At 63.7% G+C, this 18,686-nt stretch carries 17 protein-coding genes; 9 read left to right on the top strand and 8 right to left on the bottom strand.

Translation table 11 applies throughout. The annotated features are described in order from the left end of the window. Positions 1–21: 21 nt before the first annotated feature. The 7 genes from CXQ80_RS18420 to CXQ80_RS18390 all read right to left on the bottom strand — a co-directional run bounded on the left by CXQ80_RS18420 (position 22) and on the right by CXQ80_RS18390 (position 7,021). Complete coding sequence (locus CXQ80_RS18420) at positions 22–1,680, bottom strand: ATP-dependent DNA ligase (protein WP_101321822.1); 1,659 nt, start codon at positions 1,678–1,680, stop codon at positions 22–24. Next, entirely contained in the window at positions 1,677–2,687 is a 1,011-nt protein-coding gene (locus CXQ80_RS18415; RefSeq protein WP_101321821.1) for a ligase-associated DNA damage response exonuclease, read from the bottom strand. The genes CXQ80_RS18420 and CXQ80_RS18415 overlap by 4 nt, the downstream gene beginning before the upstream one ends. A gap of 115 nt (positions 2,688–2,802) precedes the next feature. After that, positions 2,803–5,241, bottom strand: a complete 2,439-nt coding sequence (locus CXQ80_RS18410) for a penicillin acylase family protein (RefSeq protein ID WP_101321820.1) — start codon at positions 5,239–5,241, stop codon at positions 2,803–2,805. A 118-nt stretch (positions 5,242–5,359) separates the two neighbouring features. Further along, positions 5,360–5,563 (bottom strand): SEC-C metal-binding domain-containing protein, encoded by a 204-nt coding sequence (locus CXQ80_RS18405; protein ID WP_101321819.1) that lies wholly within the window; start codon positions 5,561–5,563, stop codon positions 5,360–5,362. 6 nt (positions 5,564–5,569) lie between these two features. Then, complete coding sequence (locus CXQ80_RS18400; RefSeq protein ID WP_101321818.1) at positions 5,570–6,043, bottom strand: LEA type 2 family protein; 474 nt, start codon at positions 6,041–6,043, stop codon at positions 5,570–5,572. 2 nt (positions 6,044–6,045) lie between these two features. Continuing rightward, positions 6,046–6,522, bottom strand: coding sequence for a YchJ family protein (locus tag CXQ80_RS18395; protein ID WP_101321817.1), 477 nt, complete (start codon positions 6,520–6,522; stop codon positions 6,046–6,048). Between the two features lie 4 nt (positions 6,523–6,526). Continuing rightward, complete coding sequence (locus CXQ80_RS18390; RefSeq protein WP_101321816.1) at positions 6,527–7,021, bottom strand: DUF6231 family protein; 495 nt, start codon at positions 7,019–7,021, stop codon at positions 6,527–6,529. A gap of 158 nt (positions 7,022–7,179) precedes the next feature. Between CXQ80_RS18390 and CXQ80_RS18385 the strand changes: the two genes are divergently transcribed. The 3 genes from CXQ80_RS18385 to CXQ80_RS18375 all read left to right on the top strand — a co-directional run bounded on the left by CXQ80_RS18385 (position 7,180) and on the right by CXQ80_RS18375 (position 9,142). Beyond that, complete coding sequence (locus tag CXQ80_RS18385; RefSeq protein ID WP_101321815.1) at positions 7,180–7,872, top strand: OmpA family protein; 693 nt, start codon at positions 7,180–7,182, stop codon at positions 7,870–7,872. A gap of 243 nt (positions 7,873–8,115) precedes the next feature. Continuing rightward, entirely contained in the window at positions 8,116–8,391 is a 276-nt protein-coding gene (locus tag CXQ80_RS18380) for a DUF1145 domain-containing protein (protein WP_101321814.1), read from the top strand. Beyond that, positions 8,384–9,142 (top strand): hypothetical protein, encoded by a 759-nt coding sequence (locus CXQ80_RS18375; protein ID WP_101321813.1) that lies wholly within the window; start codon positions 8,384–8,386, stop codon positions 9,140–9,142. Before CXQ80_RS18380 ends, CXQ80_RS18375 begins: the two co-directional genes overlap by 8 nt. 41 nt (positions 9,143–9,183) lie before the next feature. On the opposite strand, the gene CXQ80_RS18370 is transcribed toward CXQ80_RS18375, so the two are convergent. Further along, on the bottom strand, positions 9,184–9,648 hold the full coding sequence (locus tag CXQ80_RS18370; RefSeq protein WP_101321812.1) for a CopD family protein: 465 nt from the start codon (positions 9,646–9,648) through the stop codon (positions 9,184–9,186). 97 nt (positions 9,649–9,745) lie between these two features. Between CXQ80_RS18370 and dinG the strand changes: the two genes are divergently transcribed. From dinG to CXQ80_RS18330, 6 genes are all read left to right on the top strand, one after another. Continuing rightward, positions 9,746–11,890 carry an ATP-dependent DNA helicase DinG gene (gene dinG, locus CXQ80_RS18365; RefSeq protein ID WP_101321811.1) on the top strand — a complete coding sequence of 715 codons (2,145 nt, stop codon included), beginning with the start codon at positions 9,746–9,748 and terminating at the stop codon, positions 11,888–11,890. Positions 11,891–11,971: 81 nt separating this feature from the next. Then, positions 11,972–14,209, top strand: a complete 2,238-nt coding sequence (locus CXQ80_RS18360) for a beta-agarase (RefSeq protein ID WP_101321810.1) — start codon at positions 11,972–11,974, stop codon at positions 14,207–14,209. Between the two features lie 133 nt (positions 14,210–14,342). Then, positions 14,343–15,488, top strand: a complete 1,146-nt coding sequence (locus tag CXQ80_RS18355; protein ID WP_101321809.1) for a serine hydrolase domain-containing protein — start codon at positions 14,343–14,345, stop codon at positions 15,486–15,488. A gap of 98 nt (positions 15,489–15,586) precedes the next feature. Further along, positions 15,587–16,576, top strand: a complete 990-nt coding sequence (locus tag CXQ80_RS18350) for an OmpA family protein (protein WP_101321808.1) — start codon at positions 15,587–15,589, stop codon at positions 16,574–16,576. Between the two features lie 19 nt (positions 16,577–16,595). Beyond that, positions 16,596–17,243 (top strand): pyridoxamine 5'-phosphate oxidase, encoded by a 648-nt coding sequence (pdxH, locus tag CXQ80_RS18345; protein ID WP_101321807.1) that lies wholly within the window; start codon positions 16,596–16,598, stop codon positions 17,241–17,243. A gap of 927 nt (positions 17,244–18,170) precedes the next feature. Beyond that, complete coding sequence (locus CXQ80_RS18330) at positions 18,171–18,632, top strand: glycine zipper 2TM domain-containing protein (protein WP_101321806.1); 462 nt, start codon at positions 18,171–18,173, stop codon at positions 18,630–18,632. Positions 18,633–18,686 lie beyond the last annotated feature (54 nt).

The following is an 18,686-nucleotide window of genomic DNA, read 5'->3' as shown; positions in this document are numbered from 1 at the left end:
GGCAGATCCCGATCACGGTTTTCAGCTCAGCAGGGCCTGCAAGGTGGCCAGGTCGTCGGCTTCCTCGACCGGCTTGTCCAGGCGCCAGCGCAGCATCCGTGGGAAGCGCACGGCGATGCCGCTCTTGTGCCGCTTGGACAGCGCGATGCCTTCAAAGCCCAGTTCGAACACCAGCGTCGGGGTGACGCTGCGCACCGGGCCGAAGGTTTCCACGGTGGTTTTGCGCACGATTGCATCGACCTTGCGCATTTCTGCATCGCTGAGGCCTGAGTAGGCCTTGGCGAATGGCACCAGCGCACGTCCAGGCGTGCCTGCCGGTGCGTCCCACACGGCAAAGGTGTAATCGCTGTACAGGCTCGCGCGCCGGCCATGGCCACGCTGGGCATAGATCAGCACGGCATCGACGCTGAACGGGTCAATCTTCCACTTCCACCACAGGCCCATGTCCTTGGTCCGGCCAACCCCGTAGAGCGCATCGCGCTGCTTGAGCATCAGCCCCTCTACACCGAGGTTGCGCGACTGTTCGCGCTGCTCGGCCAGGTCGGCCCAACTGTCGGCGGTCAGTAGTGGTGACAGCAGCAGCGGCACCTGCGGGTACTCGGCGACTACCCGTTCCAGCTGGGCGCGCCGTTCGTGCTGCGGGCGGCTGCGCCAGTCATGGTCCTGCCATTCGAGCAGGTCGTAGGCCTGCAGCACCACCGGAGCATCGCCGAGCAGCTTCTTGCCCAAGGTCTTGCGGCCGAGCCGTTGTTGCAGCAGGGCGAAGGGCTGCACGGCGACATCGTCGCCGCTGGAGCCCGGTTTCCACACCAGAATCTCGCCATCCAGCACGGTGCCGTCCGGCAGGCTGCTGGCCAAGCTGTGCAGCTCGGGGAAGCGATCGGTCACCAGCTCTTCGCCTCGTGACCAGATCCACAACTGGCCCTCGCGTTTGACCACCTGCGCGCGGATGCCATCCCACTTCCACTCCGCCTGCCAGTCGCTGACCGGGCCGAGCAGGGCGTCGAATTGTTCGGTCGGCGCTTGCAGCGCATGGGCCAGAAAGAACGGATACGGCTGGCCGCCGCGCTGGCTGTGCTCGTCGGCCGACTCGGCGGCGATCAGCTTGAGGTAGCTGGCGGGGCTCGGTTTATGGCTGAGGTCGGTATAGCCGACCATGCGCTGGGCCACGCGCTTGGCGTCGAGGTCGGCCAACTGCGCCAGTGCGCGGGTGACCAGCAGTTTCGACACGCCCACGCGGAAACTGCCGGTGATCAGTTTCAGGCAGAGCATCAGGCTCTGCCGGTCAAGCTGCGCCCACAACACTGGCAGGCGCGCGCGTACCTCTTCCTGGGGCTGGCCGCGCAATGGCAGCAGATGCTGCTCGATCCACTCAGCCAGACCCTGATCACTGGCATGGGCGCTGTCGGGGAGCAGTAACGAAATGGTTTCGGCCAGGTCGCCCACTGACTGATAGCTCTCTTCGAACAGCCAGTCGGGCAGGCCTGACAATTCAATGGCCAGCTCGCGCAACAAGCGGGTTGGCACCAGTTGCCGCGGCCGGCCGCCGGCAAGAAAGTACACCGCCCAGGCAGCGTCCTGCGCTGGCGCCTGGCTGAAGTATTCGCGCAAGGCCAGCAACTTGGCGTTGCTCGAGGTAGTGCCGTCCAGGCGCAGGTACAGCTCGGCAAAAGCCTTCATGGCTGAACCTCGCGGGTGTCGTCTTCTTCGCCGTATTCGGTAACGAAGGCCCGCGCGTCCAGGCCTTGCTCGGATAAATAGCGCACCAGCACATTGACCGAACCATGGGTGACCATGACCCGCTCGGCACCGGTCTGGGCGATGGCCCACAACAGCCCCGGCCAATCAGCGTGATCAGACAGCACAAAACCGCGATCGACCCCGCGCCGCCGGCGGGTACCGCGCAGGCGCATCCAGCCGCTGGCGAAGGCATCGCTGTACTCGCCGAAGCGCTTCATCCAGCTGCTGCCGCCAGCCGACGGCGGCGCCATGATCAATGCCTCGCGCAGTAGCGGGTCGTTGCGGGCAAAGTCGCCGGCGTAATGGGTCTCCGGCAGGGCCACGCCAGCTTCGCGATAGACCCGATTCAACGGCTCGACCGCGCCATGCACCAGGATCGGCCCGATGCTGGCGTCGAGGCCATGGAGGATGCGCTGGGCCTTGCCGAAGGCATAGCAGAACAACACGCTGGCCTTGCCTTGTTCGCGATTGGCCCGCCACCACTGGTTGATCTCGGCGAAAATCACCGCTTGCGGCGGCCAGCGGTAGATCGGCAGGCCGAATGTCGATTCGGTGATGAAGGTGTGGCAACGCACCGGCTCGAACGGCGCGCAGGTGCCGTCGGGCTCCACTTTGTAGTCACCAGAGGCGACCCATACCTCGCCCTGGTACTCAAGGCGCACCTGCGCCGAGCCGAGCACATGCCCGGCCGGGTGGAAGCTCAAGCTCACGCCGTGGTGTTCCAGGCGTTCACCGTAGGGCAGGGTCTGCAGATTGATGTGCTGGCCGAGCCGGCTGCGCAGGATACCGGCACCGGGCGCCGCGGTCAGGTAGTGATTGTTGCCCGAGCGTGAGTGATCACCGTGACCGTGGGTGATCACCGCGCGATCAACCGGGCGCCACGGGTCGATGTAGAAATCACCGGGTGGGCAGTACAGGCCTTCGGGGCGAGCAATCACAAGGTCCATGGCAGGCCGTTGGCTAGGGAGTTATAGCTAGGAGCGTTGCTGGCGCGATGAAGTTCGGATTGTCTGGCTGAGGTTACCCGCACAGCCATGGCTGTGCGGGCAGTCGGGCGTGGGCTTACTTGCCCGGTACCAGGGTCAGGCGCTGGCTACCGTAGGCACGGGCGAAGTTCTGCGGTTGCAGCGGCAGGCTCATGAAGCGGCCTTTGAACCAGGCGTCCAGGCCATCGCTGTGATGACGGCTGGCCGGGTTGCCGGACTGACCACTGCTGGTCAGCAGTTGCAGCGGTTCGGCCTGGCCAAAGTCGACGATCATCCGCGCCGAGGCTGGCAGTTGCGTGTCGAAGTTGCTGCCCCAGGCATATGGCGTCAGGGCCAGGGTGCTGAAGTCGCCGCCAGCCGCCATTGGCGCGCGGCTGATAGCGTCACCCAGGCCGTGATAGGCCGGTGCTGGCCAGCGGTACTGGTGCAGCTTGCCCCACTGCCAGGCCTTGCGGTCGGCGCCGAGCAGCGCCGTGCCAGTGTCGATCGCGGCGGCCAGGCTGCGGGCCAGGATCGCCGGTTTGTCTTCCTTTTGCGCGGTGGTGCGGTCATCCCAGAACGGGCTGTCATCGCGGCCCAGCAGGTGATCAGCCTGCGCCGAGTAGGACAACTGCGCGTTGCTGACAAAGGCTTGCCAGGCAGGGCCGGATTCAGGCCCAAGATCGTCGAGGAAGGTCTGTCGGGCCACTTCCTGGAGGAACAGCTGATACAGCGCGGCATCTGCCGACACTGGGCTCAGGCGACCATCGAAAGCTTGCAGCCGAGCCAGCGCGGCATTGGCCTTGTCGCGCTGCGCCGGTGGCAGTGCCGCGATCGCCTGCTTGAGCGGCTGGGCCATGCCGGGTGCGCTGAACATCTGCTTGAGCTTGTCGGCAAACAAGCTGACCTGATCGTTTTGCAGGGCCATCACGCTGCGGCTGTCGTGGCGGCCATTGGCAGCCAGCTGACCGAGACGTTCGGCGCGCTCGGGGTAGTACCAGGTGTTGGACAACTGCATGCCGTAACCCTTGGCCAGGCTGCGCTCGTTGGCATGGCCGAGCCAGCCGGACGGTGGGTCCTGGTCGTACGGGTGGAGCATGGCGTCGGCATAGCCGTCCCAGTCATAGCGCCCATCCCAGCCTGGCGAGGGCAGCAAGCCCTGGCCTTCGCGGCGGTTCGGGTAGCGCCCACTGACCTGCCAACCGATGTGCTGCGGCTCAGCAAAGACGAAGTTGAGCGCCGCTGCGCCGACCTCGCGGGTGCTGTCGAAGGCGCGCTCCACCGAGGTGGCGCGTGTCAGATCGAACAAGGCGTCGAGGCTGCGATCACCCTTTAGCTGCGGCAGGCTCAGGGCCAGGCCGAGGCCGTTGCCAGCAGGCTGGCCGAGCAGGGTGCCATGGCGAGTGTCGTAAAGCACTTCGCGCAGTGGCTGCTGGCCGCGGGCGAAGAAGGTCTCGCTGCGGGCACGCGTTGGCAGCCATTTGCCATCGGCAAGGTAAGTCAGCTGGCTGCCTTGGCGGCGCAGTTGCTCAAGGTACAAATCCTGGTTGTCGGCCATGACCGCGCTGCTGCTCCAGGCCAGTTTGCCGTTGTAGCCGGCCAGCACGATTGGCAGGCCAGGCAACGACAGCCCGGCAACCTGATACTTGCCGGTGTGGATCTGTACCGGGCTCAAGGCCCAGGCGGCGCGGCTGTCACTGGCCAGCAGGCTTTTGCCGCTGCGGCTGCGCTGTGGGCCGAGGGCCAGGTTGACCGAGCCCGGGCTGCCAAGCAGGCCCAGGTCGGCGAGCTTCTGGCTGGCACTGGCCAGGGCAGGCAGGGCAGGCAGTTGGCTGGCCAGGTTGATGCCCTTGAGTTTGTCGACTTCGCCTTCGGCCAGCGGCTCGTCAGGCGCACCCGGCAGCAGCCAGGCGAGCTTGTCGCTGCCGACTTTTTGCGCGAGGGTCAGGGCGCTGAGTTCTTCCTGCAGATTGACTGACTGGCTGAAGGCATACAGGCTGAAGATCAGCGCGCTGTCTTCGGCCTTCCAGTATTCAGGGCGATAACCGCTACGGGCGAGCTCACCCGGCAACTTGTCGCGGTAGCGGTACAGGTAGGCGTTGACCCCACGCGCGTACACTTCAAAGAAGCGCTTGAGCCGCGGCGAAGCGTCGGCGTACAGGGCATTGGCACTCTGCTTGAGATTGGCTGCACGCATCAAACGGTCGATATCCAGCGCTTCTGGCCCGGCCAGTTCCGCCAAGCGGCCCTGAGCCAGCAGGCGCATGCCGAGCATCTGCTCGATGCGGTCGCCGGCGTGCACGTAACCCAGCGTGAACAGCGCATCGTGAAAGCTGCTGCTTTCGATCAGCGGTGCGCCCATGGCATTGCGCCGCAGCGAAACGTTCTGCGCGAGGCCTTTGAGCGGTTGCACGCCGGTGGTCGGCGGCACGCTGTCTTGCACGGCGCTCATCTGGCAGCCGCCAAGACCAAGCAGACCTAGCAGCGCCAGGCTGGCGAAGCGGGGACGCAAAGGAGGAAAAGCGGGGGCGGCCATTGAAGAGGCTCCTGCAAGGTGTGACAAAAAAGGGATTTGGCTGGATCGGAAAGCATCAACCGCAAGCAATCACGGCCAAAGGCTGCAGTTGCTTGCGGCAGGGGTCAGCGAGCGAAGATCAGGCGCCGTGGCACTTCTTGAACTTCTTGTCGCTGCCGCACGGGCACGGGTCGTTGCGGCCAACGTCTTTCAAAGCGTTGCGCACCGGCTCCTGGTGGCCGTGGTTGCAGTGTGGACCGTGCACATGGCCGTGGTCATGATCATGCTGATGATCGTGATCGTGGTTGCAGTCAGGGCCATGAACATGCGGTTGCTGAGTCATTGCAGGTTACTCCGGTAAGAAATCGCCGGGCATTATCTCATCACTGCGCGACAAGTGCAGGCCCCGCCAGATGATCAGCCCGGTATTCAGCTCGGCCTGCAGTGAATAGCGCAGCGGCTGCCTGCTCTTGAGCAGCTTGGCCAGCGGTTTGAGCTGCTTCCACAGGTTGGTGCGGGCGGTGATCTTGAAGGTCCGCCCCTCATGGGCGGCGACGCTGCGCCAGATGCTCGCCTCATCGTCGACCAGCAGCAACTGGTTGAGCCGCACCGAGTAATTCAGGTTGCGGATGAACAGGCGGCTGTCATTGGGGTTGTCGACCCGCAGGTGAATGACGAACTCCTGTTGCAGCAGGCGCGCCTTGACTGTTTCGACCCTGACCAGATGCACCTGTGGTTCGCGCCATTGCTCGCCGCTCCAGCCTGCGCAGCCGGTCAGCAGCAGGACGCAGCTGGTCAGGAGCAGGCGGGCGAGGGCGTTCACGGTCAAGTACCGACGTAACTGGAACAGCACTTCTTGAACTTCTGCCCGCTGGCACAGGGGCAGGGATCGTTGCGCGTGGCCTTGAGGCCGACCGTTGGGTCAATGAAGTACCAACGGCCATCGCGCTGGACGAATGCCGAACGCTCACGGTGGGCGTGTTCGCCTTGAGCGTCATGCCAGCGCGCGATGAAGGTGACAAACGCATGCTCAGGCTGACCGCCAAGCACCTCGGCGCTTTCCACCTCAAGCCCCAGCCAGGTGCTTTGCGCGCTCCAGGCAGCAATTGCAGCGCGGTCCAGGCCATCTTGCTGAGCCGGCAGGGTGGTTGCGACCAGGTAATCGATCAGGCCCAGCACGTAAGCGCTGTAGCGCGAGCGCATCAATGCCTGGGCGTCTGGCGCCGGGGTGCCGGCATGATAATGCCCGCAGCAGGCGTCGAGCAGGTTGCCACTGCCGCAAGGGCAAACCGAAACACTCATCACATCACCACCAGTACTTGCCAAAGTTTTCAGGGTTGGCCCAGAACCTGGCGTTGAGCCAGTCAGGGACCTGCTTGTAGTCATGTAGATCATAGGTGAACAGGCTCAACACCTGCTGCTCACGGCCGAATTTCTCGCTGGCCGACATCGCCAGCGAGAAAAACTCGGTGTCCTGCCAGCCGCAGGCGCTCAAGTCGGCCAGCACCGCCAGGCGACTGGCATTCAGATTGCGGATGCCTGCCAGCAGTTCCAGGCCGGTGCGCTTGGGCAAGTGCTCAAGGCAGTCGACCAGCACCGCCAAGTCGAAACGCTGGGCGGCAAGCGGCCCCGGCAGCACGCCTGGCGCTGCCACTTCGATAACCACCTGTGGGTGCGCCTGGGCAAAGGCATCCAGCGCCGGGAAGCGCGTGCCCACCAGCAGCAGGCGCTGCGGTTGCACGCGCTCGAGCAAGGCGGCGAGGGCTTGTTGCGGCGTGCGTTGGGAAAAACCGTCGGTCATTGCCTATCTCCGTTCAGGGTCGCCAAGCCTAGCTGGCTAGAGCTTGCCGGCAAAGGGCTGTGGCGCACCAGCATGGCTCATTGCTGGCAGATCGGGAATGCGCGGTCTTTACTGGCACAGATCGGCCTTATGCCGATTCCCCCTAGGAGATGCAACAGATGAGCATAGTTCGCACGGCGATACCCTTGGTGCTGCTGACCAGTGTGTTGACTGGTTGTGCAGGTTTGCAGAAAACCGACTGGCCGACATGTGCTGCCGTCGGGGGTGTGGGCGGCGCCGCCCTTGGCGCTATCGAAAGCTCGAGCTGGGCCGGCTGGGGCGCGCTGCTTGGCGGTGGCCTGGCCGCCGGCTACTGCTGGGCCAATGGCGACGGTGACGAAGACGGCGATGGCGTGCCGGACAGCCGCGACAAGTGCCCGGGCACCCCGCGTGGGGTACAGGTCGATGCCAATGGCTGCCCACCTGAACCGGTAGCAGTGGTAGAAGAGGTGGTCGTGGTCAAGGAAGAAGTCATAGTCATCCGTGACGTGCACTTCGAGTTCGACTCTGCGCGGCTGACTGCGGCCGACAAGGAACGCCTCAATACCATCGCCACCCGCCTCAAGCAGGAAGCGGCGAGCACCCGACTGAGTGTCACCGGGCACACCGACAGCGTTGGCTCCGACACGTACAACCAGAAGTTGTCCGAGCGCCGCGCGCATTCGGTTACTGACTATCTGGTCGAAAGCGGCGTGCCGCGCAACAGCGTGGTGTCGGTAGTCGGTGCCGGCGAAACCCAGCCAGTGGCCGACAACGCTACTGCTGAGGGGCGTGCCATGAACCGCCGGACCGAGATCAAGATCGAGCGTTGACCGTCGGTGTGCAACTGGGTGCCGGGCCTGAGGCAATGCTTGGCGGGCGCCCATCAATGAAGTTACTGTGGACGAAGAGGTCGGCTTGCCAGTGGACCGCTGTGCGGTCTTCGCGGGTGAACCCGCTCCCACAGGATTGCGCAAGGTCTGACTCCAGCGCTGTACCTGTGGGAGCGGGTTCACCCGCGAAGGGCCGCACAGCGGCCCCAACAGGCTTAACTGACTGGCAAAGGAGGGCGGGGTATGAAATTTATCCTGGGGCTGGGCAAGGCCCTGACGGTCGTGTTTTGGTGGGTGGTGCTGGTCAATCTGCTAATGCCGCAGCCGCTGCCGTTCAATCTCCTGATCAATGCAGCGGGCATCCTTTTGCTTGGCCTGCATATGCTCGAAGTACTGTTTTTCAACGCCAGCCTGCGCAACCGTAGCCACCGCTGGTTCGATCGTCTGCAGATTTTGCTGACAGGAATTTTTCACGTGATGTCGATTCCCAAGCCTCAGGAGGCGCCCCGCCGTGCGTAAATTGATGTTGTTGGTGGCCTTGGCCAGCCCATGGGCCCAGGCAGACAGCCTGGATGTTGCTGCCAACTCGGTGATGCGCCTGGCCAACAAGGCCGGCAGTGTTCATCTGCAACACCTGCGGGTGGCGGATTCGGCAACCTTGCTGTTGCCGGCGTCACTCACCTCGCTCAAGGTCGAGCAACTGGAACTTGGCCAAGATGCGCGCATTGCCGTCGCTCCGGCCGACACGGAATTGACCATCGAAGCAGCCTCGGCGCGCTTCGCCAGCGGCAGCGAGATCAGCGCCAACGGCGCGCCGGGCACCTATGAACGCGCCGCGCGCAGCGGCCGCAGCCTTGACCTGCAGTTGCATGCACTGGACGCCGAGCAGTTGTCGATCGACGCCCGTGGTGGTGCCGGTGCGCCGGGCTATGTCGGCCTGGATGGCGCCAATGGCAAGGCCGGTGGCTGCACCTGGGGCCAGGCCAGCCGCGGCGCGGATGGCGACAATGGTGGCAACGGCCATGACGGTGCAGCGGGTGGGCGGATTCGTTTGGCGGTGCCGGCTGACTATCCCGAGCAGCGCATTGTCGTACGCCTGGATGGGGGCCTGCCGGGCAAACCTGGCGCAGCGGGCAAACCTGGCGCAGGCGGCGCCAGCAAGGGTTGCCTGGTGTATAGCACCGACGCTGGGGCCAAGGGCCGGCCGGGCGTTGAGGGCCAGGCCGGCCTGGCGGGCGCAGAGGGTGAGTTGATTCTGCGACGCCTGTAACCGGGCTTGCCGCCGCGCAGTGTGCCTGCGCGGCGCACCGTTCAGAGCGGCAGACGCAGGCTGGCAACCGCTACCACGGCGAGCCCCAGCAGCAGGTTGATACCCACCAGCCGGCGAATCCGCCCCAGCGCAGCAGCACCTGCCGGCCAATCCTCGGCCTGCACCGCGGCACGCAAGTCAGGCAGCAGCAAGGCCTGCACGCGCAGGAACAAGGCAAACATCACGATCGCCCCGCCCATCATCAGTTGCACGTACTTGGGCGCAGTTTCGAAACCGCTGAAGCGCATGTGTAACATGCCGATACCACTGATCGCCAAAATCGCCACAGCGACCCAGACCCAGACAAAGAAGCGTCGGAAAACTTCCAGCCACAAGCGCAACCGAGCCGGCCCCTCCAGGGCTGCAACCGTTGCCGGGCGCAGGATCAGCCAGGCGAAAAACATCCCGCCGACCCAGACCAGGGCGGCTAGCACATGCAGGGTGTAGGGTAGGGTGAAGCTCAGCATCGGGATCTCCATGCGGCATAAAGGGCGCGAGCGGGGTATGATAGCCGCCCATGCAAAACACTGAAAATATATCCAGCCCTTCGGGCGCCTGCAGACCATGATCAGCAACGAACTCAAAGCCACCATCCAGGGCGCCTATTCGCGTTTTCTCGAAGCCAAGAGCCTCAAGCCACGTTACGGCCAGCGCCTGATGATTGCCGAAGTAGCGAAAGTGCTTGGCGATATTGCCTGCGACGACGAAGGTCGACGCTCGGGTGACCCCGCCGTGGTTGCCGTCGAGGCGGGCACTGGTACCGGCAAGACGGTCGCCTACGCCCTGGCGGCCATCCCCGCCGCCAAGGTCGCCGGCAAGCGCCTGGTGATTGCCACCGCCACCGTGGCGCTGCAGGAGCAGATCGTCTTCAAGGATCTGCCTGACCTGATGCGCAACAGCGGTCTGAACTTCAGCTTTGCCCTGGCCAAGGGCCGTGGCCGCTATCTGTGCCTGTCCAAGCTCGACGTACTGTTGCAGGAAGGCCACGCCCAGTCGGCCACTGCGCAGCTGTTCGAGGAAGAAGGCTTCCATATCGAAGTCGACGAGCGCAGCCAGAAGCTGTTCAACAGCATGATCGAGAAGCTCGCCGGCAACCGCTGGGATGGCGACCGTGACAGCTGGTCGGAAACCATCGAAGACCCGGACTGGGCGCGCCTGACCACCGACCACAGCCAATGTACCGGCCGTCACTGCCCGAACTTCCAGCAGTGCGTGTTCTACAAAGCCCGAGAAGGCATGGGCAAGGTCGATGTGATCGTCACCAACCACGACATGGTCCTGGCTGACCTGGCCCTGGGCGGCGGCGCGGTGCTGCCTGACCCACGCGACACCATTTATGTGTTCGACGAAGGCCATCACCTGCCGGACAAGGCGATTGGTCATTTTGCCCATTATTCGCGACTGCGCTCGACCGCCGACTGGCTTGAGCAGACGGCCAAGAACCTGACCAAGCTGCTCGCCCAGCACCCGCTGCCGGGCGATCTGGGCAAGTACATCGAACAGGTGCCGGAGCTGGCGCGTGAAATCCGCACCCAGCAGCAGTTCATGTTTACCCTTTGCGAGCAGATTGCAGACTTCAAGCCCGGTGAAGACACCGAAGGCCGCGAGCGGCCACGCTACCGCTTTGAGGGCGGGGTGGTGCCGGAGCATATCCGCGAAGTCGGCATCGAGCTGAAAAAGGGTTTTTCCCAGCTCAACGACCTGTTCACGCGCCTTGCAGACCTGCTCAAGGAAGGCATGGATGGCGAGAAGAACATCGGTATCGCCAGCCACCAGGCCGAAGAGTGGTACCCGCTGTTCGGCAGCCTGGTGACTCGGGCTCAGGGCAACTGGGAGCTGTGGACGGCGTTCACCGCCGAGGACCCGGAAGACAGCCCGCCGATGGCGCGTTGGCTGACCCTGGCCGAGACCGGTGCGCTTTTCGACATCGAGGTAAACGCCAGCCCGATCCTCGCAGCAGAGATGCTCCGGCGCAGCCTGTGGAGCGTTGCCCACGGCGCCTTGGTGACGTCGGCAACGCTGACCGCGCTGGGCAAGTTCGACCGCTTCCGCATGCGCTCCGGCCTGCCAAGGGACGCAGTAACCTGTGTGGTGCCGAGCCCGTTCGTGCACGGCGATGCCGGGTTGCTGCGGGTGCCTGATCTGGGCGCCGATCCGCGCGATGCTGCCGGGCACACCGCCGCGATCATCCGCGAACTGCCGGCGATGCTCGAAGAGGCGCGGGGGGCGCTGGTACTGTTCTCGTCGCGCAAGCAGATGCAGGACGTATTCGATGGCCTTGATCGTGACTGGCGCAAGCTGGTGCTGATTCAGGGCAACCTGTCCAAGCAAGAAACCCTGAACAAGCACAAGGCGCGGGTCGACGACGGCCAGCACAGCGTGCTGTTCGGTCTGGCCAGTTTCTCCGAAGGGGTCGACCTGCCTGGCGCATACTGCGAGCACGTGGTGATCGCCAAGATCCCGTTCTCGGTGCCGGATGACCCGGTCGAAGCCGCTCTGGCCGAGTGGATCGAAGCGCGCGGAGGTAATCCATTCATGGAAATCGCCGTACCCGACGCCTCGCTTAAGCTGATCCAGGCTTGTGGTCGCCTGCTGCGCACCGAACAGGACCGCGGCGTGATCACCTTGCTCGATCGGCGCCTGGTCACTCAGCGCTACGGCAAGGCTATCCTCAACGCGCTACCGCCGTTCCGGCGGGAAATTTCCTGACGGCTGGAGCGTGCAGCTCCGGCCTGTTGTCCATTACTCAGTCACGGGCTCCCCGCGGCCCTGAAGGAGAGCTCCAGTTCTATGATTCGACGCACCTTGCCCGCAGTCTTCACGCTGCTGTTCTGCTCACCCTTGCTGGCTGGGCAGCAGACGCTGTTCAGCTTCGTGCGGCCGGCCTCGGTGGTCAATGTCATCACCGCCGACGCCGGCATGCCGCAATACAACGCCGAACAGACCGCAGAGGGCGAGGTACTGCGCCGCGTCGTGTTCAATCCGGTCGAACGCCCAAGCCTGGGCCTGAGCCCGCAAGGTGGGGCGTGGGACTGGTCGGCCGGCAAGGCCCTCACCTTGCGCCTGCAAAGTGCGATGGATTGGGCGCTGACGGTCGACGTCACAGTGCAGAGCAGCGATGGCCGCACCCTCACCAGCCGCATCGACCTGCCGGCCGGGCCTGCGCAAACGGTAATGGTGCCGCTTACCGCCAGCTCGCCGCTGAGCCAAGGCATGCGTGCCGGCCCACCGATGCCATGGACCTACGACGGCCAGCGCTTGCTGCTGACCAGCAGCGTCGGTGAGGTGGACCTGAAGCAGATCAGCTCGGTGACTCTGAGCATCCCCAAGCCCAACGTGGCGCAAAGCCTGCTGATCGAGAGGGTCGGCCTACAAGATGACGATCTCGCCTTCAAGGCAGCCTATGCCGGCCTGATCGACGCTTATGGCCAGTCGACGCGGGGCCGCTGGCCGGAGCGAATCGTCAGCGATGACCAGCTCAAAGCTGCCGATAGCCGCGAGCAGGCGCAGCTCAAGGCCTGGCTGGCAGAGCGCGGCAAGCAAGCGCTTGACCCGTACGGTGGGCTGCTGGCCGGGCCTGCGTTCGAGGCTCAGGGCTTCTTCCGTACAGAGAAACGCGATGGCCGCTGGTTCCTGGTGACGCCTGACGGCCATCCGTTCTTCTCGTTGGGCGTAAACGCTGTGGCCGCTGATGGCGGGCGTACCTATGTTGCTGGTCGCGAGGGCATGTTCACCGCGTTGCCCGGCGTCAACGAGCCCTTCGCCGCGTTCTACGGGGAAGGCAACAATGATGATGGCAATGCGTCTTCGCAGGGGCGCGCATTCAAGCAGGGCCGCTGGTTCGACTTCTACGCAGCCAACCTGCAACGCAGCCATGGCCACAGCTGTGCCCCGGCCGCCGCCGAACCGACCAGCCAGGCGTGCCCGCCGATGGCGATCGATGCCGGCCGCTGGCAGGCGCATGCTCTGGATCGCTTGCAGGCGTGGGGCTTCAATACCCTCGGCAACTGGAGCGATCCTGAACTGGGCCTGGCCAAACGGGTGCCTTACACCCTGCCGTTGTCGATCGTTGGCGACTACGCCAGTATCAGCACGGGCATGGACTGGTGGGGGCGCATGCCCGATCCGTTCGACCCACGCTTTGCCATGGCCACCGAACGTGCTGTAGCGATTGCTGCTCGTGATCACCGCGATGACCCGTGGCTGATCGGTTACTTTGCCGACAACGAGCTGGCCTGGGCCGCACCCGGTGATGATCCGCGGGCCCGCTATGGCCTCGCTTTCGGCACCCTGCGCCTGACCACCGACGTGCCGGCCAAGCGCGCGTTCCTCAAGCAGCTGCGCGACAAGTACCGCAATCAGGAAGGGCTGTCCAAGGCCTGGGGCATCGAGCTGCAGGCGTGGGAGCTAATGGAAGACCCAGGCTTCGAAGCACCGCTGCCCAACCCCGAACACCCGGAAATCGAACGCGATTACCAGTACTTCCAACAGGTGTTCGCCGACACCTATTTCAAGACCATCGCCGATTCGCTCAACTGGCATGCGCCCAACCACCTGTTGCTTGGAGGCCGCTTTGCCCTGAGCAGCCCACAGGCGGTCAAGGCCTGCGCCGAGTTCTGCGATGTGCTCAGTTTCAACTTCTATACCCTCAAGCCTGACGACGGCTACGACTTTGCTCGCCTGGCCGAGCTGGATAAGCCGGTGCTGGTGTCCGAATTCCAGTTCGGTTCGCGCGATCGTGGGCCGTTCTGGCCGGGGCCGGTGGAACTGGCGCGCGAGGAGGACCGTGGCCCGGCCTATGCCAACTTCCTCAAGGCCGCCATGGCCCAGCCGATGATCGTCGGTGCGCATTGGTTCCAGTATCTGGATCAGCCCGCCAGTGGCCGCCTGCTCGATGGCGAAAACGGCCATCTTGGGTTGGTGGCGATCACCGATGTGGCCTATCCGGGCTTTGTCGAGGCGGTGCGGCGGAGTAATCAGCAGGTAATCGACGAGCTGCGCACGGTGGTCAGCAAGCCGGTGCCATGAGGCGCCTGGGGCTGGTTGCAGAGCTGTTTGGCGACGTTTCCTGACAACCATCCGGCCACATTCAGTAGGCAAAATGGTCAACTACTGAAACAATGCACGCCTTTGCAAACTCGAGTCGTACGGAGAGCTGGCGGTGCAGATTCAGGGTCACTATGAGCTGAAGTTCGAGGCGGTGCGTGAAGCATTCGCCGCCTTGTTCGAGGATTCCCAGGAGCGCGGTGCGGCGTTGTGCATCCAGGTCGGTGGCGACACCGTGATCGACCTGTGGGCCGGCAGTGCCGACAAGGATGGGCAGCAGGCTTGGCATAGCGACACCATCGCCAATCTGTTCTCCTGCACCAAGACGTTCACCGCCGTGACTGCCCTGCAACTGGTGGGCGAGGGCAAGCTGGCGCTGGATGCCCCGGTAGCACGCTATTGGCCGGAGTTCGCTCAAGCCGGCAAAGAAGCCGTGACCCTGCGTCAGTTACTGAGCCACCGCGCTGGCCTGCCGGCAATCCGTGAGCTGCTCCCCGCCGAGGCGTTGTACGACTGGGAAGCGATGACTGCCGCGCTGGCCGCAGAAACGCCGTGGTGGACCCCAGGCACCGAGCATGGCTACGCGGCAATCACCTATGGCTGGCTGATCGGCGAGCTTATTCGCCGAGCTGACGGCCGCGGTCCGGGTGAGTCGATCGTCGCCCGCACGGCCAAGCCGTTGGGGCTGGATTTTCACATTGGCCTGGCAGATGAAGAATTCCACCGTGTGGCGCATATAGCCCGCGGCAAGGGCAATTCAGGCGATGCGGCTGCGCAGCGCCTGCTGCAGGTCACCATGCGCGAGCCAGAGGCGCTTTCAACCCGAGCGTTCACCAACCCACCAGCAATCCTGACCAGTACCAACAAGCCCGAATGGCGACGCATGCAGCAGCCTGCGGCCAACGGCCACGGCAACGCGCGCAGCCTCGCCGGTTTTTATGCCGGCCTGCTCGACGGCAGCTTGCTCGAATCGGAGTTGCTGGATGAACTGACCCGCGAGCACAGTCTCGGTGAAGACCGTACCTTGCTGACCCAGACCCGCTTCGGCCTGGGTTGCATGCTGGACCAGCCAACCGTAGCCAACGCCACCTTCGGCCTCGGTGCTGGCGCATTCGGTCACCCGGGCGCCGGTGGTTCGGTCGGTTTCGCCGACCCCGAGCACGATGTTGCCTTTGGCTTCGTCACCAATACCCTCGGCCCTTACGTGCTGATGGACCCAAGAGCGCAGAAGCTGGTGCGGGTGCTCGCCAGTTGCCTTTGATCGGCTAGTGCGGGTAATGCCCGTGCGGTTTGACTATGCTCAATGCCAATGCCTGCTACTGCAGGCAAAATTTCCTTCAATTTCATGGTGTATCGCTGATGTCTTCACAAAAAACCTTAGCACTCGCCCTGTGCCTGGCCATGACCGGTTGTGCCAGCCAATCGCAGGATGCCTCCTCGACTAGCGGACACAGCTGGTGGCCGTTTGGCTCGGACAAGGTTGCCGATCAGGAAGTGAAGCAGGCGGTGACCGAGAAAGTTGCCAAAGCCGACGCCAAGTCCGAAAGCAGCAGCCGCTGGTGGTGGCCGTTCGGCTCTGAAGAGACCCAGGCCAAGGGGCCGGTCGTTCCCAAGATTGATCACAAGGCCACCCAGGCCTGGCTTGACCAGTACGAGCCAAAGCTGCGTGAAGCGGTCAAGGACAGCAAGTTTGAAGTGGAGCGCCGCGAAGACCTGTTGGCCGTGACCATTCCGGTCGATAGCTCGTACAACCCGGACCGCCCGAACATGCTGTTGCCGGCGAGTTTGGGGCCGATCACCCGTCTGGCCAAGGCCATTGAAGTCGACCCGAAAACTGCCGTGCTGATTCTCGGTCACGCCGACAGCAGCGGTGCCGCTGCCGTTAACCAGAAGCTCAGCCTTGAGCGCGCTGCCTCGGTCTCGGCTATCTTCCGCCTGAGTGGTCTGCAACGCGACCGTTTGAGCCTCAAAGGTATGGGCTCGGTGATGCCACGCGCCGCCAACGACAGCCTCGAAGGCCGCGCCTTGAACCGCCGCGTCGAATTGCTGATGACGCCGCAGAACACCATGCTGGCCCTGTTGGCCAAATACCAGCAGCCGAACCTGGCGCCGGCCCCGGCCGCTGTGGTCGCCACTCAAGACAGCAAGGCTCCTGTGGCCAAGCCTGCAGCCAGCAAGCCTGCAGCCAAGGCCGCTGCCAAGCCAGCGGCGAAGAAAGCCGTGGCCAAAGCCCCGGTCAAGAAGGCCGCAGCCAAGACTGCTGCCAAGAAGCCGGCCACCAAGCCGGCCGCGAAAAAAACCACGGCCGACAAGAAAGTCGCTGCCAACAGCCCTGCGAAGACCAACTGATCGTCAAGGAAGTGCTGTCATGACTCAATCTCTGGCCGATATGCGCCGCGACTACACCCGTGATGGCCTGGCCGAAAGCCAGGCGCCGGATGAGCCGTTTGCGCTGTTCCACCAGTGGTTTGCCGATGCTGTAAAAACCGAACAGGCGCCGGTCGAGGCCAATGCCATGACGCTGGCTACGGTCGATGCCGATGGACGACCGCATTGCCGGGTGTTGCTGTTGAAGGGCCTGGATGCTCAGGGATTCACTTTTTTCAGCAACTATGACAGCGCGAAGGGGCAGCATTTGCAGGCTAACCCGTTTGCGGCGATGACCTTCTTCTGGCCGGCGCTGGAGCGTCAGGTGCGGATTGAGGGGCGGGTTGAGAAGGTTACTGCGCGGGAGTCCGATGACTATTACCAGGTGCGCCCGCTGGGGAGTCGTCTTGGGGCTTGGGCTTCGCCGCAGAGTCGGGTGATAGCTGGGCGTGAAGAGCTGGAGGCTTTGGTCAAGGCTACTGAAGAGCGGTTTTCGCAGACTCAGCCGCATTGTCCTGAGCATTGGGGGGGGTATCGTTTGCTGCCGGAGCGGGTTGAGTTTTGGCAGGGTAGGGCTAGCCGGTTGCATGATCGACTGAATTATCGTCTGGTGGCGGGGCATTGGGCTCGGGAGCGGTTAGCTCCCTGAGGTTGGTTTTCGCTGTTTTGTGAGCTTATCCGTTTTTTGTGGTGGCTGATCGGGCCCCTTTCGCCCTTACGGCGAGTCACTTTTTTGGCAAACGCCCCAAAAAAGTAACCAAAAAAGGGCTTGGCTCCACATCCGGCCCCTGCGCTGCGCTGCGGGGTTCCCTCGCTCCGGCCTTGCTCCCGGGCGGACCGCGCTGTACGGGCCTCCTGGCCCGCAGCGCTTGACGGCCATCCATGGCCGTCACCTCCCTTCGCAAGACCTGCGCTCGGCCTCCTGAGTCGCCGGTGGATCAAGATCAAAAGCAGATCAAGATCAAAGGCACGCCTCGCTGCGCAGGCGCAGATCAAGAGCTAGAGGCAAAGTCAAAAGTTTGTGTCGTGCCGTGCCGCAGCAATCTCATTCCGTACCCAAATCCAGCAGTCACCCCGATCCCGCTTTGCGCCGGCGCAGCGAGGCGTGCTCTTGATCTACCTGCGACTTCAGGAGGCCGAGCGCAGGTCTTGCGGAGGGAGGTGACGGCCATGGATGGCCGTCAAGCGCTGCGGGCCAGGATGGCCCGTATAGCGCGGTCCTACCGGGAGCAAGGCCGGAGCGAGGGAACCCCGTAGCGCAGCGAAGGGGCCGTATGTAGGAGCGAGCCCTTTTTTGGTTACTTTTTTGGGGCGTTTGCCAAAAAAGTGACTCGCCGTAAGGGCGAAAGGGGCCATCACAGCCACCACACAAAATGGATAAGCCCCCAATCCGCACAAAATCGCCCCAACCAATCCAAACCCAATGCAGTAATCCAAGCCGATCCAAGGTCTGACAATCAAGCGTCAGCACACACCCTGTACCGACGCTGAATGAATGCATTTTTGTTACGTATGCACCGTGACAGCCGTCAACCTGCAGCGTCTAATGGTCACCTGTCTTATGGAGATACAACCCATGCGTAAATCTGTTCTGGTGGTGGCGTTCACCACCATGTCGCTGCTGCTCGGCGGTTGTGCCTCGAGCCTGACCGGTGACAGCTACTCCCGTGATGAAGCCCGCCGCGTGCAGACCGTACGCATGGGTACCATTGAAGCCCTGCGTCCGGTGAAAATCGAAGGCACCAAGACCCCAATCGGCGGCGGCGCCGGTGCTGTAGTCGGCGGCGTGGCCGGTAGCGCCATTGGCGGCGGTCGCGGCAGCATCGTTGCCGCTGTGATCGGTGCTGTAGCCGGTGGCCTGGCAGGTTCGGCTGCTGAAGAAGGCATCACCCGCACCCAGGGCGTCGAAATCACTGTGCGTGAAGATGACGGCAGCACCCGTGCCTACGTACAGGCCGTGCAGGAGAATGAAATCTTCCGCGTGGGCGAGCGTGTCCGCATCATGACTGTAGATGGCACCAGCCGCGTCACCCACTGACAGCCGCGCTGAATGTAAAAACCCCGATCGGCAGTGCCGACCGGGGTTTTTTTA

This window comes from Pseudomonas sp. 02C 26 (assembly GCF_002843585.1).
GTDB classification, from domain to species: Bacteria; Pseudomonadota; Gammaproteobacteria; order Pseudomonadales; family Pseudomonadaceae; genus Aquipseudomonas; species Aquipseudomonas shirazensis.
The sequence above is the reverse complement of the archived record's forward strand: the minus strand, read 5'-3'. Positions and strand labels throughout refer to the sequence as shown.

Excerpts from the sequence above, each read along its gene's own strand:
- CXQ80_RS18395 (WP_101321817.1), bottom strand. The coding sequence starts at position 6,522 with ATGAGTGTTTCGGTTTGCCCTTGCGGCAGTGGCAACCTGCTCGACGCC.
- CXQ80_RS18385 (WP_101321815.1), top strand. The coding sequence starts at position 7,180 with ATGAGCATAGTTCGCACGGCGATACCCTTGGTGCTGCTGACCAGTGTG.
- CXQ80_RS18330 (WP_101321806.1), top strand. The coding sequence starts at position 18,171 with ATGCGTAAATCTGTTCTGGTGGTGGCGTTCACCACCATGTCGCTGCTG.
- CXQ80_RS18420 (WP_101321822.1), bottom strand. The coding sequence starts at position 1,680 with ATGAAGGCTTTTGCCGAGCTGTACCTGCGCCTGGACGGCACTACCTCG.
- CXQ80_RS18350 (WP_101321808.1), top strand. The coding sequence starts at position 15,587 with ATGTCTTCACAAAAAACCTTAGCACTCGCCCTGTGCCTGGCCATGACC.
- CXQ80_RS18415 (WP_101321821.1), bottom strand. The coding sequence starts at position 2,687 with ATGGACCTTGTGATTGCTCGCCCCGAAGGCCTGTACTGCCCACCCGGT.
- dinG (WP_101321811.1), top strand. The coding sequence starts at position 9,746 with ATGATCAGCAACGAACTCAAAGCCACCATCCAGGGCGCCTATTCGCGT.
- CXQ80_RS18405 (WP_101321819.1), bottom strand. The coding sequence starts at position 5,563 with ATGACTCAGCAACCGCATGTTCATGGCCCTGACTGCAACCACGATCAC.
- CXQ80_RS18360 (WP_101321810.1), top strand. The coding sequence starts at position 11,972 with ATGATTCGACGCACCTTGCCCGCAGTCTTCACGCTGCTGTTCTGCTCA.
- pdxH (WP_101321807.1), top strand. The coding sequence starts at position 16,596 with ATGACTCAATCTCTGGCCGATATGCGCCGCGACTACACCCGTGATGGC.
- CXQ80_RS18410 (WP_101321820.1), bottom strand. The coding sequence starts at position 5,241 with ATGGCCGCCCCCGCTTTTCCTCCTTTGCGTCCCCGCTTCGCCAGCCTG.
- CXQ80_RS18380 (WP_101321814.1), top strand. The coding sequence starts at position 8,116 with ATGAAATTTATCCTGGGGCTGGGCAAGGCCCTGACGGTCGTGTTTTGG.
- CXQ80_RS18390 (WP_101321816.1), bottom strand. The coding sequence starts at position 7,021 with ATGACCGACGGTTTTTCCCAACGCACGCCGCAACAAGCCCTCGCCGCC.
- CXQ80_RS18370 (WP_101321812.1), bottom strand. The coding sequence starts at position 9,648 with ATGCTGAGCTTCACCCTACCCTACACCCTGCATGTGCTAGCCGCCCTG.